This window comes from Nitrososphaerota archaeon, from assembly GCA_029785825.1.
Classification (GTDB): Archaea; Thermoproteota; Nitrososphaeria; order Nitrososphaerales; family Gagatemarchaeaceae; genus UBA183.
Genome location: JAFLYY010000001.1, coordinates 1,348,556 through 1,364,693, shown reverse-complemented (window position 1 = coordinate 1,364,693; position 16,138 = coordinate 1,348,556). Strand labels below are relative to the sequence as shown.

Below are 16,138 nucleotides of genomic sequence, written 5' to 3'. Positions count from 1 at the left end.
ACTCTATCTAAACTTAGAATGTCTGACTCAGTTTCGTCGCGAGTTCATCATCTGTCCGGGAGCTTACTCCGGGCTATGACTGGGACGGCGTTCACCTCATCGTCAGGGCTCGCAGGACGCACCGCGGATTTAGCCTTTATCTGAGCTGCTTCTCCCCCGGGTCACATGAGCTTCCTTGAAGGGGTGAGGGTGGTCGACGCCACCAGGCTCCTCCCGGGCGGGTACTGCTCCATGCTCCTCTCCGACATGGGAGCCGAAGTCGTCAAGATCGAGCAGCCCGGCCTGGGTGACTACATGAGGGCGACCCCTCCCACAAAGGGAGGGAGGAGCCCCGTCCACGCGACGGTCAACAGGAACAAGAAGAGCATCGGCATCGACCTGAAGTCCCCCGAGGGGAAAGAGGTCATGCGCCGCCTACTGAAGACCGCCGACGTCTTCATGGAAGGGTTCAGGCCTGGCGCCATGTCCCGGCTCGGGTTCTCGTTCGCAAGCGTGAAGAGGCTGAACCCGAGGATAATCTACTGCTCGATCTCGGCCTACGGCCAGGAGAGCAGGCTGAGCGCCATGCCTGGCCACGACATCAACTTCCAGGCGATGGCGGGGACCATGGCATATTCGAAGGGGACCGAGGTCCCGCTCCTCCAGCTTGGGGACGTGGCGTCAGGGATGTACGCCGCCCTGGGGATACTGGGTGCCCTCGCCGGGCGGCAGCGCGGCATCTTCTTGGACGTCCCCATAGTAGGTTCGCTTCTTTCATGGATGGTCATACCCGCGGCTGCATACCTCGCGACCGGGAAGGCGCCGAGGGAGAAGCACAGCATGGTCTTCGGCTCGACCCCGTACTACAACGTCTACAGGACGTCCGATGGCGGGTACGTTGCAGTGGCGGCCATCGAAGAGGTCTTCTGGCGAAACCTGGTCACAGCCCTGGGGGTCCCCGAGCTGCAGAACAAGAGGTTTGGGACCAAGGAGGAGAGGGCCTTCGCAACCTCGGAGCTCAAGAGGGTGTTCGCCAGCAGGACGAGGGACGAGTGGTCGGAGCTGCTCATGGGGAGGGATACCTGTGCGACCCCCGTCCTCACGGTGGAGGAAGCCCTGAAGAGCGACTGGGCGAGGACCCTGAAGATGCTCGTCGAAATCAGGGAGGACGGCCAGGTCCTCAACGGCCCGCTCAGGGGTACCCCCGCCATCCGGAGGGAACCGTTCACGCCCGCACCGGATCTTGGCGCTGACACCCTCTCTGTGATGAGGGCTCTGGGGTACGCCGCTTCCACGGTCTCCAGGCTGAAAGCGAGCGGCGCGATAGAGTAAGGCTACGCCCGCTGCATCAGGATCGCGAACCCCTGCCCGCCCCCCACACAGAGTGTCGCCATCCCACGTTCTTTCCCGGTCTGTTTCAGCTCCCTGGCCAGGGTCCCGACGAGCCTCGCGCCCGACGCGCCAAGCGGGTGCCCTATGGCTATGGCGCCTCCGTTGACGTTCACCCTGCCAGGGTCAAGACCGAGTTCGCGCATCCCGTATAGCACCACGACCGCGAACGCCTCGTTGATCTCCCAGAGGTCGATCTGTTCCGGCTTCATCCCGGCCCTGGCGAGGGCCTTCTGGGACGCGGGGACAGGACCCTTCCCCATCACGCTCGGGTCAACCCCTGCCCACCCCATGGACACTATCCGTGCGAGGGGCTCGACCCCGAGCTCCTGAAGCTTGTCCTTCGAGGCGAGGACTACCATGGATGCGCCGGCATTGAGCGGTGACGAGTTCCCGGCTGTGATGAGTCCCCCGGACTTGAACGATGGTTGCAGGCCCGCCAGCTGTTCGATCGTCGTGTCCCTCCTGATGCTCTGGTCGGCGTCGACGACCCGTTCCTCCCCCGACACTTCGACCTTCATCTCCATCAGCTCTCCCTTGAACCAGCCGTCGTCCAGCGCCTTTGCGGCCTTGACGTGCGACCCGAGCGAGTAACTGTCCATCTCTTCCCTGGAGAACCCCTCCTCTTCCGCCAGCTTCTCGGCGGTGAGACCCATGGAGTACCCTGTGCTCATCTGATACCTCATGTACTCTGGTCTGGTGAGAAGCCTGGTGTTGGGGGCGAGGGCGGGGTTGTTGGAGATCGGGACGTGGGTGAGGTGCTCCATCCCTCCAGCCAGGACGAGCTCCGAGTTCCCTGTCATTATCTCCATCGCCCCTTCGGCCGCGGCGTTCATCGAAGACGCGCACGCCCTGTCCATGGCCAGCCCCGGGACCGTCACCGGGAGCCCGGCCAGCAGCACGGGGTGCCTTCCCCCATAGAGCCAGTTCTCGCCCGTCTGGAACGCGCACCCTGTGACGACGTCTCCGATGTCCTCCGGCCTCAGTGCCGACCTTTCGACCAGCCGGCGTATGAGCAGGCCGAGGGCCTGGTCCATCCTGACGGAGTTGTAGACGTCTCTCTCGGGCTGGCCCGGCCGGGACCTGGAGAAGGGGACCCTCAGGTAGTCGGCTACGTACACCTCACGAATCTCAGCCATGCCCGTGCTCACTTCCCTTTGAACTCGGGCTTCCTCTTCCCGAGGAAGGCTGAGAACCCTTCCTTCAGGTCGTCGGTCCCGAAGAGCACCCCTGCTGCCATGGCTTCCATCTCCAGGCCGACGTCGGGGGATGCCTCTGCCGCCTTGTTGAGGAGCCTCTTTGCCAGTGTGACCGCCACCGGGGCCTGGGATGCCGCCAGCTGGGAAGCGAATGCTTTGGCGAACTCGTCCGGGTCGCCGTCCGGCACAACCCTGTTTACCAGGCCGATCTCGTACGCCCGCCCCCCCTTGATTCTCTCCCCTGTGAGTATCAGGGACGACGCGTGCGAGAGCCCTACAAGGCGGGGGAGCCTCTGTGTCCCAGACCATGCCGGGACGAGCCCCCTGCTCAACTCTGGGAACCCTATCTCCACGTCTGAGGTCGCCACTCGCAGGTCGCAGGCCAGCGCCAGTTCCATCCCTCCCCCGAGAGCGTATCCCTTCAGGACGGCGATCGTCAGCTTGGGGAGGTCGGCCAACTTTTTCATCACCCTCTCTCCTTTCCTTGCGAAATCCATCATCGCCACCGTTCCCGGGACGTACTGCGTGAGCTCAAGCCCGGCTGAAAAGACCCCCCCTTCCCCCGTCACAATCACCACGCGGATATCTTGGTCGAGCTGGACTGCGTCTAGAGCCCTGTCCAGCTCGGCGAGGACCTCGCCGTTGATTAGGTTGAGCCTAGGCCTCCCCAGCACCACCCTCGCTACCCCGCCGGGGAGCCTCTCTAGCCTCAGCACCCCGCCCCCACTCTGGGGAGGAGGCGGCACTGCGTCGGGTGCCGCGGGGGCCTGGACCGCCTGAAGCCGCCCGTCGATGGCTTCCCTCATTCTCCCCTCTGCGATTGACTTCGCAGGGGCGAAGATGGCGCAGTCGAACTTCGAGGCAAGCTCTTCCAGCTTGGACTTCACCTCCGCATTACTGAGATCTTTGGCGACCGAGATGGGACCGAATGGCCTGTTCATCCCTAGGACTACCCCTTTCTCTATGTCTCCCGGGGCCGCCACCCCTTCTTCGATGAGCTTGACCGACTCGTTGATCTCGAGCGCGAATACGTCCATGATGGATATCGCACCTGTGGGCTCCGCCTTCGGAATCTGCGCCCTCCCTGTCGACCAGTCATAGAATCCCTTCCCAGATTTCTTGCCGAGGAGCCCCTGCTTCTGCATCTCTCCGAAAGTCCTCCCTTTCCCGTACTCTGGGGAAATAGACCCCGCGAAGTACGCGAGGGAGTCCGCTGCGACGTCAACCCCGACGAAGTCCACGAGCTCGTAGGGGCCCATGGGAAGCCCCTGCCCTCTGGCGAACGAATCGACCTCCGCTGGCGTGGCGAGCTTCCTGTCCTGCACGAGGCAGAAGAAGAGCGTGTCAGCCGCGTTAATCCTGTTCACGATGAACCCCGGTCTGTCCTTCATGACCCTGACCGCCGTCCTTCCCACCTTCTGGCAGGCGTCGACCGTCTGCTGCACGACTGCGTCGTCGGTCCTGGCCCCTGGGATGACTTCGACGAGCTTCATCACCATAGGAGGATTGAAAAAATGCATACCGACGACCCTCTCCGGGCCAGGGACGGCCTCAGCAAGGTCGGTGATCCTGATGTTCGAGGTGTTGGAAGCGATGATGGCTCGGCGAGGAGCGGCCTCGCCTATCTCCTTGAGGACGGACCTCTTGAGCTCTAGCGACTCAGGGACGGCTTCGACCACTAGGTCGGACCCGGACACCCCCTCTCCCGTGTTCCCTGAATAGGTGAGCCGGCGCAGGGTCGCGTCCGCCTGTTCCCGGCCGATCTTCCCCCGCTCAACCATCTTATCGAGGCTAGCCGAAATCCTAGCCTTCGCCCTGTCGATGGCCTGGGGGAGTTTGTCCACCAGTACCACGTCGAACCCGTTCACGGCGAAGAGCTCCGCGATGCCGTGCCCCATGTCCCCCGCCCCTACCACAGTGACTTTTGTGATTGCCATCTTCTCTCGGGACAGTGGACGCCACAGAGCCACTTAATTCCCTTTCCACTGGAAATGGAGGTTACTGGTGGGATACCCCTTAATATTCGACGAACTCGGGCGACCGAGCCATGAGCACCCTGTCCCCGACTTCATCTGACTATAACATCTCTGTGACAGAAGAGCAGGAGGCCTTCCGGCTCGCCGTGCGGGAGTTCGCCGAGAAGGAGCTGGCGCCGGTCACCCAGAAGATAGACCGGGACAACCAGATGGACATGAGGCTGGTAAAGAGGGCGGCGGAGCTGGGCCTTTTTGGCGTCCCCTTCCCAGAGGAGTACGGCGGAGGGGGCGGCGACGACCTTTCGCTCGTGATAGCCACAGAAGAAATTGCCCGCTTCTCGGCGGCCTTCTCCGCGGTGGTGGGTGCGACCTACCTCGTCTCTACCCCACTCTTCCTCTTCGGGACCGAGGAGCAGAAGCGGAAGTACCTGGTCCCCATAGCCAGGGGGGAGAGGATAGCCGCCCATGCCATGACAGAGCCAGGTACTGGCTCGGACGTCGCGGCGATTTCGACCAGCGCGAAGAAGGCGGGGGACAAGTACGTCATCAATGGGAAGAAGATGTTCATCACCAACGGCGACAAGGCTGAGACTTTCCTCATATTCGCCAGAACCAGCCCCAAGGAGGAGGGAAAGAGGCACCACGGGATAACCGCCTTCATAGCGGAGAAGGGGATGCCCGGGCTCAACGTCGGGCAGAGGACGGACGTGATAGGGCTACGGGGGGACCAGCCGGTGGAGCTGGTCTTCGATAACCTCGAGGTCCCGGAGACGAACATAGTCGGCGAGCTGGGAAGAGGGGTGAGGATAGCGTTGACCTGCTACGACCACGGGAGGGTGGGAGTAGCCGCCCAGGGAACGGGCCTCGCCCAGGCCGCCCTCGAAGCCGCGCTGAACTACTCTACCCAGAGGCAGACCTTCGACAATTATCTGCTCAGCTACCAGCAGGTCCAATTCAAGATTGCAGAGATGACGGCTGCCGTCCATACGGCGAGGCTCCTCACCTACTGGGCAGCCACCCTCACGAAGAAGGGGAAGGACTTCATCAAGGCGTCCTCGATCGCGAAGATAACCGCGACGGAGGCAGCCGAGAAGAACGCCCACATGGCCATGCTGATAATGGGAGCTTACGGGGTGTCCACCGACAGCCAGGTCGAGAGGGTCCTCCGGGACTCGCAGATCATCAAGACCTATGAGGGGACCAACGACATCCAGAGGCTGACCATCATGAAGGAAGTGGCGAAGGAGATGGGGGTCCTTCAGTAGCCTCACTTCGCTGGGAACTTGAAATAAGGGTAGGACTTCGAAGGGAAAGGCAGACTTGAGCCGCGTCGCCGTCGTGGGGATAGGTCACAGCCGGTTCGGGCGGAGGACCGACGTGAACCTGGGGGAGCTCGCGTTCGAGTCGATAAAGCAGGCGGTCGACGATGCCGGGGTCGACAGGAAGGACATCGGCAACGTCGTGGTCGGCAGCGCCGGTGGATGGTATGAGGAGTCGCTCCCCGCGGTCGTAGTAGGCGAGTACGCTGGGCTGAGCGGGGCGGGGACCATGAGGGTGGAGGCAGCATGCGCCAGTGGGAGCGCCGCGGTGAAGGCTGCTTACAACAGCATCGTGAGCGGGGAGACCGAGGTGGCCATGGCAGTGGGGGTCGAGAAGATGACCGAGGTCGACACCCCGACTTCGGTGGAGCTCATCGGGAGGGCAGGCTCCTACACCTGGGAGTTCGAGAACTACGGGATGACCTTCCCAGCCTACTACGCCCTCTACGCCGTCGCCCACATGAAGAAGTTCGGCACCACCCAGGAGGACCTCGCCAGGATATCTGTGAAGGCGCACCGCTACGGTTCAATGAATCCCCTGGCGCAGTTCCAGAAAGAGATCACCCTGGAGAAGGCGCTCGGTTCGCAGATGGTTGCGTGGCCGCTGAAGCTCTACGACGCTTGTCCTCTCTCCGACGGCTCGGCGGCCGTGGTGCTAGCATCGGAGGCTGTCGCCAAGACCCTCACCGACACCCCTGTCTGGATAAGGGGGGTCGGCTATTCTTCGGACACCGCCAACCTGAGCAGGAGGGAGGACTATGTGGGGCTCCGCGCGGCTGTCACAGCCGCGTCGAAAGCCTACGCCATGGCCAAAGTATCCCCCCGAGAAATCGACGTCGCCACCGCGCACGACTGCTTTACCATCGCGGAGCTGATGGCCTACGAAGACCTGGGCTTCTGCGAGAAGGGGGGAGGGGCCAGGATGGTCCGCGAGGGTGAGACGGAACTCGGCGGGAGGATCCCGGTAAACCTCGATGGCGGGCTCAAGGCCAAAGGGCACCCCATAGGGGCGACCGGGGTTTCGATGGCCGTGGAGATCACAAAGCAACTCAGAGGCGAGGCAGGGCGCCACCAGGCGCCTATCAAGCACGGCGTGGGGCTGGCCCACAACATCGGAGGGACAGGTCATTACGCCTACGTGACGATACTCTCGAGGGACTGACCATGGACGACCTTCCACAGCTTCGCTCGAGGAGGACCCTGACCCTCAGGTTCGACATACCCATCTCGAAGACTCGCGAGTTCTGGGAGTCTCTGAGCCGAGGGAAGTTCGTCACCACCAAGTGCGCGAACTGCGGCCGCATCTCCTTCCCCCCGCAGTCCGACTGCCCCGGTTGCATGGCGTCACAATCAGAATGGGTCGACCTCGGCACGGAGGCGAGCCTGGTGACGTTCACCCAGGTCAGGGTGACCCCGGCGAGTTTCGAGGGAAAGGGGCCCTACATCATAGCTATCGCGGAGTTCAGAGACGGGGTGAAGGCGCTGGCCTGGCTCGAAGGAGCAGATCCAGAGACTACGGAGCCAGGCATGAAGGTGAGGATCGAGACGAGGACCGGAGAAGGAGGGAACCCCTACTACGTCTTCGTGCCTTCCTAGAACTCCTTAGGCACGTCCCTCATGACTTCGGCGACTCTGATGAACCTGTCCCTGTAGGCAAGGATCTTCGTCAGGGAGCCCCTGAACCTCAGCTCCCCTTTCAGGACCGCTGCCTGTATGTCCACCTCCCCCTTCGCCACCTTGGACCACACATCGTAGGTCCCGTCGAAGGAGAATTCTGCGGCCGACCCCGGGGGGACCTTCTGGAACGTGGACGTCCCATTCTCCACCGTGAGGATGAAGTTCTGGCCGGCATCGGTGACGTTGAAAGCGATGCTTGTCTTCAGGGCCTTCGTCGACTCGGACCACTTCGGGTCGGCGACCAGGGTTGCCTGCACCTGGGAGACGTACTCATCACTCATGAACTTTGCCATGCGGGGCCGCCCCTCCTGCTCTCCTTTTGAGGTTACCGACCGCCCCCGAGGTCGACAGCGGGATCAGCCTCCTCCCGCCGACCCGGGGAGACGTCGCGGGGTCGCGCAGAGAGGGGACAAACTTCTGCAGCGTCCGGATGATCACGGCCCTCGGGCGTCCGGGGACGGCAATCACCCTGGCCTGGCCGTATTCTTCTTCGAGGGACTCCGAAAGGGCCCTCAGGTCTCCTTCTGTCAGGTCGTCTTCGGCGACGAAGAGCACGTACCGCTTCGCCATTTCACCCTCCTCGCAGCAGGCGAAGGTAGAACTCGCGGGCCCCACCCCTGATGATGTCCCCCCTGGGCTTGACCTTCAGCCTGACCGGGTCCGCTGAGCCGAGGGCTACCCTTCCGAGCACGAGCTGCTGCTTGTCGAGCCTGACGAAGAGCGCTCCGTGCTCATCCATGCAGGAGGGTATTTCACCGGCTATCTCTTCCACGACCGTCCTTGGCATCCTCGACACCGCCTGTCTGAACCCGGCTTCGGCTTCCTTCCCCGTCAGTTTGAGCTCTACCCTCCTGATCGCGTTCCCGAAGTGCCCTTCGAGCTCCTCCACCTCCGGGATGGTCCCTGGTCCCACCAGCCACGCCAGGGCCTCTGCCACCCTCCCCTCGTCTTCTGTCTCATGGGTGAAACAGGCGACGTGGAGGGATTGAATCGACCCCTTCAAGCGCCCTCTCCCTCGCTTCTCCGCATCCCGACTTCCGGGGGTGGTCTACTAAGAGTTAACCATAACTAGACGCGCTCCCCAGGCGGTCCTGTGCCGAAGAAGTTCACCGTCGAAGACATCCTCTCTGACGAGCTCAAGCGCGAAATGAACATGGACACCGCCACGTTTGCTGTGATAGACAACTGGGACTCGGTCATGAACAGCGTCTACCAGCTGCCAATCGAGTACGCTGGATACACCAACAAGGTAAGCGAGATGAAGCTCCTCAAGGAGATGATAGACAGGTTGTCCGAGGCTGACTTCGAACAGGTGAAGCGGAGCGAAAGCAGGAAGAAGCAACTCGCCCAGTTCACCAAAACGCTCAGCATGTACTACAACGTGGTCTTCACGGTCGGGCGGAAGAAGATAGGCTACGGTGCGCTCATCCACTTCCCCAAGCTGAAGCCGAACCCTGACCGGAGCGGGGGTATCGTCCTCGCCGCCAAAATAACCGAGGAAGGGGGGAAGCACAGCGCCACCTTCGAGAGGGGCAAGTTTGACGACTTTCTTTCAGAGGTTAAGCCCTACGTCAACCTGCTAGGGGACCTCTACCGCCAATCCCGAAAGTTGTAGGATCCGATGAAGCGCTTCGTCCTCGGCGTCGAAAGCACGGCGCACACTTTCTCCGTCTCTGTCGTGTCGTCCCAGGGGGAAATACTCTCCAACTCCAAGTCGATCTACAAGGCCCCTGAAGGGAGCGGGATACACCCCTTCGAAGCGTCGCAGAGCCACCTCGCCTCCGCCTCCACCGTCGTAGCTGACGCCATGGAAGCCTCGAAGGTCCCCCTGGGCGAGATCTCTGCCGTAGCCTACGCCATGGGACCCGGACTCGGGCCCTGTCTCCGAGTCGGAGGGGTCGTCGCCAGGACGCTGGCGGCTGGTCTCGACGTCCCCCTGGTCCCTGTGAACCACGCAGTGGGACACATCGAGCTCGGCTGCCTTCTAACGGGGATGAAGGACCCGGTGGTGCTCCTCGTGTCGGGCGGCCATACCATGATAATCTCTCACTCGGGAGGGCGATGGAGAATCCTGGGCGAGTCGCTCGACCTCACCCTGGGGCAACTGCTTGACCAGCTCGGGCGGCATCACGGACTCGCCTCGCCCTGCGGTCGTGCCATCGAAGAAGCGGCCATGGGAGGCGGATACCGCAGGCTCCCCTACGCCGTCAAGGGAAACGACGTATCCTTTTCGGGGCTCCTCACCGCCTCCAAGACGATGATCGACGGGGGGACCTCGTTCAAGGACGTCGCATATTCGGTCCAGGAGACGGCATTCGCCATGGTCGCAGAAGTCACAGAGAGGGCCCTCGCGTTCACAGGCAAGCGGGAGGTCATGATAGTCGGGGGGGTTGCCGCCAACAGGAGGCTCTCAGAGATGATGACCGTCATGGCGGGGCGGCACTCCGCCGCTATGGCTTCCGCCCCTCTGGAGTACAGCGGAGACTGCGGGGCTCAGATAGCCTGGACTGGGTGGCTAGCCTACAGCTCGGGCTCCCGGATTCCCGTTCAAGAAGCGAGGGTCAGGCAGTCATGGAGGCTTGACGGTGTCGACACGCCCTGGCGAAGCTGAGGTCCCTCCTGGGACCCTCATCTACAGGGGGGCCGAGGCAGACATCACTCTGGGAGAGTGGCAGGGGCTGGAGGCGGTGTTCAAGTCAAGGAAGCCGCTCCCTTACCGGCTCCCGGCCCTCGACGACTCGATAAGGCGGCAGAGGACCGTCCGGGAGGCTGAGATTATGGCGCAGTCCAAGAGGGCCGGGGTTCGTGTTCCCTTCCTCTATGCCATGGACCTCCCCCGTGCTACTCTGGTGATGGAGTATGTCCGGGGAGACAGGCTCAGGGACCTGGTGGGGTCGCTAGGGACGGACGAGGCGGAGGACACTTTCGAGGGATTCGGAAGGAGCGCGGCTCGGATGCACATGGCTGGGATAATGCACGGGGACCTGACGACCGCCAACGTGCTGAAGACAGGGAGGGACCTGGTCTTCATAGACTTCGGGCTCTCGGCCCGCACGAACAGGCTGGAGGACCACGCGGTCGACCTGAGGCTCATCAAGGAGACCCTCATAGGTGCGCATCCGGGGGTCGCCCAGGCGGCCCTGGACTCTCTTTTCCGCGGTTACGCCTCCGAGGTCGGGTCGCAGAGGTTCAGGTCGGTCCTGAGACAGCTGAGGAGCATAGAGCGCCGGGGGCGTTACGCCAGAGTCGTGTGAAACGGCCAAAACGCAGGCAACGTTTATCAGCAGAGCGGAATGGACTCGCCTTCTCGAACAAAGATTGGCCCGCATTCACTCTCACAGACACGGGAAGTCTCACCAGACCAGGCCCCCAAGCAAGACAAACCCCACGTGGGTTACCACGACTCCCGAAGAAGCGAGGACCGTCGCACTGAAGCTCGCCAAGGAGGGGGTCTCTCCAAGCAAGATAGGGCTGTCGCTTAGGGATGACTATGGAGTACCGCTGATCAGGGCCCTCGCAGGCAAGCCCCTCGGGAAGATACTGGCCGAAGGGAAGGCCGCCCCGAAGACACCGCAGGACCTCCAGGACCTGATACAAAGAGCCCAGAGGGTGCAGAAACACCTCGGGACCCACAAGAGCGACAGGAAGAACGTCCATTCCCTGGAACTAGTGGAAGCAAAGATCTACAGGCTTTCAAAGTACTACAAGGAGAGAGGGATCCTCCCGCCCGACTTCAAGTACACCGCCGTGGTCGCGCAGCTGGCATAGCTGGCGAGGCCCCTTTGGCTGACCTCGATGGTCTCCGGGCGAGGTACCTGAGTCTCGTCCCGGTTATACTCAGCGCCGCTACTGGGGGGAAGAAGATCCTGGTTGTAACACACATCGACGCCGATGGCCTCTGCAGCGGCTCGATAGTCTTCGCGTCTCTCATGCGCAAAGGGGCCAACGTCACCCTGAGGGCGGTCCCGGACCTCGACCTCAAGACCATCGAACAGATCGGCGGCGCAGGCTATGACCTTCACATCTTCACCGACTTGGGCTCGGCCCTCGTCAGCGAACTACAGGCGGCGCTCGGGGAGAGGTTCCTGATAATCGACCACCATCAGATCTCCGAAGCAGACGCGGCGAAGCCCGTCGTGGTGAACGCCTGGAACTACGGCTACGACGGGGGGAGGGAGGCATGCTCGTCCGCTATGGCTTACTTCTTTTCGGAGGCGGTGGACCCGGCTAACCGGGACCTGGCCCCGCTGGCGGTGGTCGGAGCGCTCGCGGACCGCCAGGACTCCGGGGAGGGGAGGTCCCTCACCGGCCTGAACAGGTCCGCCATGGATGCCGCCAGGTCAACCGGGCTCCTTGCGGCGTCGACCGACCTCATGTTCACAGGGAGGGAGACCAGGCCCATCCACGAAGCAGTCGCCTTGACTTCGACGCCGTTCCTCAAGGGCCTCACCGGGAGCAAGGACGCGGTCCTCGCCTTGCTCCACCAGTCGGGGATGAAGCTGAAGGACGGCGGGACCTGGAGGACCATCTCCTCGCTCTCCGACGAGGAAAAGAAGGGCCTCACGGAGATCATAGCGGGGGCACTGGGGGCCGAAGAAGGGTCCACCGAGGCGCTCGCGGGCCTCTTCGGAGAGGTCTATGTGCAGCGGTTCGAGGACACGTTCACCCCGCTGAGGGACGCGAGAGAGTTCGGGACCCTGCTCAACTCCTGCGGAAGGATGGGCGCTCCCGGGGTCGGGGTCTCCATCTGCCTTGGAGACAGGTCCCAGGCGCTCAAGGACGCGACGAAGGTCCTCGCGGCGTACAGATCAGGGATCAACAAGGCCCTGGAAGGTATCACCTCCGACCGGTCCAGGATAGAAGGACACGGAAAGCTGGTCTTTGTCAACGGCGAAGGGATAGTGGACGAGAAGCTCCTCGGCCCGGTCATCTCCATCCTGACCTCTTCTCCGGAGTTCAAGGCCAAGGTCGTCGTCGGGACCGCAGCGAGTCAGGGGTCCGAGGTGAAGGTCTCCTCCCGAGTAGGCGATTCCTTCGACGGCTCGGTAAACCTGGGGGCGATAATGAGGGAAGCGGCCGAGGCCGTGAAGGGGGTCGGGGGAGGGCACGAGATGGCAGCGGGGGCCAAGATCCCCTCGTCCGCCGTCGGAACCTTCTCCAAGGCCGTCGAGGCACGGGTCCTGAGTTGAAGGCCTCCGCAGCGCTCAGAGTGACCTGCGCTGACAAGAGGATCCGGGAGCGGCTCGCTTCTGTACTCGCCCCTGACAACGAGGGGCTCCCTAAGGGGCTCAAAATCTCGGTCGCAGAGAGCGGGAGAGGGATCACTTTCTCCATCGACTCGGACTCCGTCTCGACGTCCCTCTCGACCGCCCTTGCGTTTCTACGGGACATCGCGCTCTTCGAGGAGATATCGCTATTATCGCGTAGGACAGACGGTCGGCCCAAGGGTGTGAAGTCGACATGATGGACATCAAACTGGTCAGGGAAAACCCCGAGACGATAGTGGTGAACCTGACCAGGAGGGGAGCCCAGGACAAGGTCCCGCTCGTCAAGGAGGCCGCCGACGCCGACGCAGAGTGGAGGAAGCTGAAGACCGAAGCCGACAGGCTCAGGCACAGGCAGAACGACCTGACGGCGGAGGTGGCGTCCCTGAAGAAGAAGGGGGCTCCGATAGAGGAAAAACTCGAAGAGGTCAAAGGAATCCCTCAGAAGATCAAGGGGCTTGACCTAGAGGCAGACAAGGCGAACGAGAGGCTGACGAAGGCCCTCATGAGCCTCCCCAACATGCTCCACTCCAGCGTCCCCGACGGAAAGGACGAGTCCGAGAGCGTGACCGTGAGGACCTGGGGCGGAAAGCCCGAGTTCGACTTCAAGCCCAGGGACCACATAGACATCCTGACTTCGCTGGGGATGGTGGACATGGAGAGGGGGGCGAAGGTGGCGGGAGCGCGCTTCTACTTTCTGAAGGGGGATGCCGTCAAGCTGGAGCACGCTATAATGCAGTATGCCTTGGACTTCTTCAGGTCCAAGGGGTTCGTGGCCGTGGAGCCGCCCTTCATGCTCAACCGGTCTGCATATGAGGGGGTCGTGAACCTCGACGACTTCGGTCCGGTCATCTACAAGGTCGAGGGCGAAGACCTCCACCTGATAGCGACTTCTGAGCACCCGCTGGTGTCGATGCACTCCGACGAGATCATCCGGGCGTCCGAGCTCCCTATCAAGTACTGCGGTTTCAGCCCCTGCTTCAGGGTGGAAGCGGGCGCCCACGGCAAAGACACGAAGGGGATATTCCGGGGCCACCAGTTCTACAAGGTGGAACAGGTGGTGTTCTGCAGGCCCGAGGACAGCTGGACGCTCCACGAGGAGCTCATTTCGAACGCCGAGAAGATCTACCAAGACCTCGGGATACCACACAGGGTCGTCACCCTGTGTGGCGGAGACACCGGGTTCATGTCTGCCAAGACCTACGACCTCGAGGCCTGGCTTCCAGGGCAGGGAAAGTACAGGGAAATGGTCTCTGCCAGCAACATCACCGATTTTCAGGCCCGGAGGTCGAGAATCAGGTACAGGGACAAGCAGAGCGACCCGACAGCGACGCTCCACACCCTCAACTCCACGGGGGTGGTCACAAGGACGCTGGTGGCCATCCTAGAAAACTTCCAGGAGAAGGACGGCACCGTGAAGATTCCGAAGGCCCTGGCTCCCTACATGGGGAAGATAGGCGCGCTACAGCAGCGCTGAGGTTATAAGCGCGAGACGGGCGGGGCGCCTTCGTTTGCCGAAGAAAGTAGCCAAAGTGAGGGACAAGTGGAAGCTGAAGTCGTGGGTGACCGTCACCGCCTCTCCGTCCTTCGGCAACGCCCCCATAGCCAAGGTCCCGCTGACAGACGTCCAGAAGCCCGAAGGCAGGGTCATCGAGACGACCCTCTACGACATCCTGAAGCAGGACCCCCAGCACTACGCGTTCAAGCTCTTCTTCCAGATCGACAGGGTCGAGGGTGAGACGGCATACACGGTGTTCAAGGGGCACGAATATTCCAGGGAGTTCCTCAGGAGCCTGATCCGCCGCGGTTCTTCGATGTCCGATTTCATAAGGGACTACACCACGAAGGACGGCTACGTGGTCAGAGTCTACTGCACGGCGCTCTCCCAGGGGAAGATGAACAGCTCGAAGAAGCACGACCTCCGCCTAATCATGGACAAGGTCATCGGGGAGAAGGCCGCCGGCATGAGCTACGAGGGGTTCGCCCAGGAACTGGTCCTCCAGAAGGTGGCGTCTGACGTGTACAACGAAGCCAAGAAGGTGACCCGTCTCAGGCACGTCGGGGTCAGGAAGAGCAAGCTGATTGCGAGGCCTACGGCGAGGAAGGCCGAGCCATTAGCCCCTCTTGCCGCTTGACACTATCTTCACTATATCCCTGTTCTTCAGAGGATGGTCGGCTCCGAGCCTCTTCCCCGTCCGGGCGTCTACCGCGTACAGGAAGCCCTCTGCTAGCTCTGTGTGCACAGTCCTGGCGAGGTCGAGGGTCGTCGACCCTCCCTTCATCACGAAGGCGTCGGGGAGGACCCTCCCTTCCCTGTCTGTCAGCTTGGTCTCGTCTTCGACGGGGAACACGACGACCGCCCTGAGGAGGCCGAAGAAGGCCCTGTTCACTGCCTCTTGGACCCCGGTCCCTCCGTAGGCTCTCATCACCTTCTCCTCGACCATGGCGAGCGCCCCCGCCTGGGCGGGGGTGAGCCTTCCCGGGTCCTTCACGGCGAATCCTGGGTCGCCAGGGGAGTAGGTCACGAGCCCCCGTTCGGCGGCCCTGCGGAGGAGAAGCTCGGCTTCGGATGCGCATGGCACCACTTCTCTCCCGGTCCTCCTGAGCGACTCGATGTTCGCCTTCGACGTGGGCAGGTCTGCCTTGTTAGCCGCGAGAAGCGAAGGCTTCGTCAGTTTCCTGGTCTCCCTCACAAGCTCCAGGATCTGCCCGTCAGTCCAGGCGCTCGGTTTCTCGGTCCTGAGGTGCAGCCTGAGCACCACTTCTTCGACGTCAGGCAGCGTCACAGAGAGCCCCGACAGCCTCTCAGCCAGGTGTTCCACTACCTTCCCCCCGGTCTGCTCTAGAGACCTGGTCGCCCTCTCCCAGTCCCTCTTCAGTATCCCGTACATCCAGAGATCGAACTCTCTTTCGACCATGTCTATGTCCTGGGCCGGGTCATGGCTCCCGGGGGGGACCTTCCTGCCTTCGATATCCGTCGAGCCTGACGCATCGACCACGTGGATGAGCGCGTCAGCCTGCCTCAGATCGTCGAGGAACTGGTTCCCGAGCCCCTTCCCGGAGGCCGCCCCTTCCACCAGGCCCGCCACGTCTACGACCTTCACCGGGACCAGCCTCTTCCCATCAAGGCATGTCGAGTTGCGGGGAGAGTCGGTGACCCCCATCTCCTTGCAGACGCACTCTACAGACAGATGTGCCACGCCGACGTTCGGCTTGATGGTCGTGAACGGGTAATCGGCGATCTGCACGTCCTTCAGGGTCGCGGCTGAGAAGAAGGTCGACTTCCCGACATTAGGTTTGCCGACGACTCCCACGAGCACGTTGCGGCCGTTCTG

Annotated in this window: 18 protein-coding genes; 12 read left to right on the top strand and 6 right to left on the bottom strand. The window is 62.4% G+C overall.

Annotated elements, in window-relative coordinates:
* Nucleotides 1-165: 165 nt before the first annotated feature.
* Nucleotides 166-1,311: a CoA transferase gene (locus JRN21_07245; protein ID MDG6989106.1), complete on the top strand. Its 1,146-nt coding sequence runs from the start codon at nucleotides 166-168 to the stop codon at nucleotides 1,309-1,311.
* Nucleotides 1,312-1,313: 2 nt separating this feature from the next.
* Here the strand turns inward: JRN21_07245 and JRN21_07240 are convergent, their stop codons facing one another.
* Nucleotides 1,314-2,507, bottom strand: coding sequence for an acetyl-CoA C-acetyltransferase (locus JRN21_07240; protein MDG6989105.1), 1,194 nt, complete (start codon nucleotides 2,505-2,507; stop codon nucleotides 1,314-1,316).
* Nucleotides 2,508-2,515: 8 nt separating this feature from the next.
* Entirely contained in the window at nucleotides 2,516-4,504 is a 1,989-nt protein-coding gene (locus JRN21_07235; protein ID MDG6989104.1) for a 3-hydroxyacyl-CoA dehydrogenase/enoyl-CoA hydratase family protein, read from the bottom strand.
* Nucleotides 4,505-4,614: 110 nt separating this feature from the next.
* On the opposite strand from JRN21_07235, the gene JRN21_07230 reads away from it, so the two are divergent.
* The 3 genes from JRN21_07230 to JRN21_07220 are packed head-to-tail and all read left to right on the top strand — an operon-like array spanning nucleotide 4,615 to nucleotide 7,458.
* The gene (locus JRN21_07230) at nucleotides 4,615-5,808 is read left to right on the top strand and encodes an acyl-CoA dehydrogenase family protein (GenBank protein ID MDG6989103.1); all 1,194 of its coding nucleotides are present in this window, start codon (nucleotides 4,615-4,617) and stop codon (nucleotides 5,806-5,808) included.
* Nucleotides 5,809-5,863: 55 nt separating this feature from the next.
* Entirely contained in the window at nucleotides 5,864-7,024 is a 1,161-nt protein-coding gene (locus JRN21_07225; GenBank protein MDG6989102.1) for a thiolase domain-containing protein, read from the top strand.
* Between the two features lie 2 nt (nucleotides 7,025-7,026).
* Nucleotides 7,027-7,458 (top strand): Zn-ribbon domain-containing OB-fold protein, encoded by a 432-nt coding sequence (locus JRN21_07220; protein MDG6989101.1) that lies wholly within the window; start codon nucleotides 7,027-7,029, stop codon nucleotides 7,456-7,458.
* Here JRN21_07220 and JRN21_07215 read toward each other — a convergent pair.
* From JRN21_07215 to JRN21_07205, 3 genes are read right to left on the bottom strand one after another with little or no spacing between them, the layout of a single operon-like run.
* Nucleotides 7,455-7,832 (bottom strand): SCP2 sterol-binding domain-containing protein, encoded by a 378-nt coding sequence (locus JRN21_07215; GenBank protein ID MDG6989100.1) that lies wholly within the window; start codon nucleotides 7,830-7,832, stop codon nucleotides 7,455-7,457. The genes JRN21_07220 and JRN21_07215 overlap by 4 nt on opposite strands.
* Complete coding sequence (locus tag JRN21_07210; GenBank protein MDG6989099.1) at nucleotides 7,813-8,109, bottom strand: hypothetical protein; 297 nt, start codon at nucleotides 8,107-8,109, stop codon at nucleotides 7,813-7,815. Before JRN21_07210 ends, JRN21_07215 begins: the two co-directional genes overlap by 20 nt.
* A gap of 1 nt (nucleotide 8,110) precedes the next feature.
* Entirely contained in the window at nucleotides 8,111-8,542 is a 432-nt protein-coding gene (locus JRN21_07205; protein ID MDG6989098.1) for a hypothetical protein, read from the bottom strand.
* Between the two features lie 90 nt (nucleotides 8,543-8,632).
* Between JRN21_07205 and JRN21_07200 the strand changes: the two genes are divergently transcribed.
* The 8 genes from JRN21_07200 to JRN21_07165 all read left to right on the top strand — a co-directional run bounded on the left by JRN21_07200 (nucleotide 8,633) and on the right by JRN21_07165 (nucleotide 14,938).
* Nucleotides 8,633-9,154 carry a hypothetical protein gene (locus JRN21_07200; protein ID MDG6989097.1) on the top strand — a complete coding sequence of 174 codons (522 nt, stop codon included), beginning with the start codon at nucleotides 8,633-8,635 and terminating at the stop codon, nucleotides 9,152-9,154.
* Nucleotides 9,155-9,160: 6 nt separating this feature from the next.
* The gene (gene tsaD / locus JRN21_07195) at nucleotides 9,161-10,150 is read left to right on the top strand and encodes a tRNA (adenosine(37)-N6)-threonylcarbamoyltransferase complex transferase subunit TsaD (protein ID MDG6989096.1); all 990 of its coding nucleotides are present in this window, start codon (nucleotides 9,161-9,163) and stop codon (nucleotides 10,148-10,150) included.
* Complete coding sequence (locus tag JRN21_07190; GenBank protein MDG6989095.1) at nucleotides 10,125-10,793, top strand: Kae1-associated serine/threonine protein kinase; 669 nt, start codon at nucleotides 10,125-10,127, stop codon at nucleotides 10,791-10,793. Before tsaD ends, JRN21_07190 begins: the two co-directional genes overlap by 26 nt.
* A 64-nt stretch (nucleotides 10,794-10,857) precedes the next feature.
* Nucleotides 10,858-11,307 carry a 30S ribosomal protein S15 gene (locus tag JRN21_07185; GenBank protein ID MDG6989094.1) on the top strand — a complete coding sequence of 150 codons (450 nt, stop codon included), beginning with the start codon at nucleotides 10,858-10,860 and terminating at the stop codon, nucleotides 11,305-11,307.
* 14 nt (nucleotides 11,308-11,321) lie between these two features.
* Nucleotides 11,322-12,728 (top strand): DHH family phosphoesterase, encoded by a 1,407-nt coding sequence (locus JRN21_07180; protein MDG6989093.1) that lies wholly within the window; start codon nucleotides 11,322-11,324, stop codon nucleotides 12,726-12,728.
* Complete coding sequence (locus tag JRN21_07175; GenBank protein ID MDG6989092.1) at nucleotides 12,725-13,003, top strand: hypothetical protein; 279 nt, start codon at nucleotides 12,725-12,727, stop codon at nucleotides 13,001-13,003. Before JRN21_07180 ends, JRN21_07175 begins: the two co-directional genes overlap by 4 nt.
* Complete coding sequence (serS, locus tag JRN21_07170; protein MDG6989091.1) at nucleotides 13,000-14,280, top strand: serine--tRNA ligase; 1,281 nt, start codon at nucleotides 13,000-13,002, stop codon at nucleotides 14,278-14,280. Before JRN21_07175 ends, serS begins: the two co-directional genes overlap by 4 nt.
* Nucleotides 14,281-14,314: 34 nt before the next feature.
* Nucleotides 14,315-14,938 carry a 30S ribosomal protein S3ae gene (locus JRN21_07165; GenBank protein ID MDG6989090.1) on the top strand — a complete coding sequence of 208 codons (624 nt, stop codon included), beginning with the start codon at nucleotides 14,315-14,317 and terminating at the stop codon, nucleotides 14,936-14,938.
* Here the strand turns inward: JRN21_07165 and JRN21_07160 are convergent.
* Nucleotides 14,918-16,123 carry a redox-regulated ATPase YchF gene (locus JRN21_07160; GenBank protein ID MDG6989089.1) on the bottom strand — a complete coding sequence of 402 codons (1,206 nt, stop codon included), beginning with the start codon at nucleotides 16,121-16,123 and terminating at the stop codon, nucleotides 14,918-14,920. The genes JRN21_07165 and JRN21_07160 overlap by 21 nt on opposite strands.
* Nucleotides 16,124-16,138 lie beyond the last annotated feature (15 nt).

Bases quoted from the DNA above. Each gene is read 5' to 3' on its own strand.
- JRN21_07245 (MDG6989106.1), top strand. From the start codon at position 166: ATGAGCTTCCTTGAAGGGGTGAGGGTGGTCGACGCCACCAGGCTCCTC.
- JRN21_07240 (MDG6989105.1), bottom strand. From the start codon at position 2,507: ATGGCTGAGATTCGTGAGGTGTACGTAGCCGACTACCTGAGGGTCCCC.
- JRN21_07235 (MDG6989104.1), bottom strand. From the start codon at position 4,504: ATGGCAATCACAAAAGTCACTGTGGTAGGGGCGGGGGACATGGGGCAC.
- JRN21_07230 (MDG6989103.1), top strand. From the start codon at position 4,615: ATGAGCACCCTGTCCCCGACTTCATCTGACTATAACATCTCTGTGACA.
- JRN21_07220 (MDG6989101.1), top strand. From the start codon at position 7,027: ATGGACGACCTTCCACAGCTTCGCTCGAGGAGGACCCTGACCCTCAGG.
- JRN21_07215 (MDG6989100.1), bottom strand. From the start codon at position 7,832: ATGGCAAAGTTCATGAGTGATGAGTACGTCTCCCAGGTGCAGGCAACC.
- JRN21_07210 (MDG6989099.1), bottom strand. From the start codon at position 8,109: ATGGCGAAGCGGTACGTGCTCTTCGTCGCCGAAGACGACCTGACAGAA.
- tsaD (MDG6989096.1), top strand. From the start codon at position 9,161: ATGAAGCGCTTCGTCCTCGGCGTCGAAAGCACGGCGCACACTTTCTCC.
- serS (MDG6989091.1), top strand. From the start codon at position 13,000: ATGATGGACATCAAACTGGTCAGGGAAAACCCCGAGACGATAGTGGTG.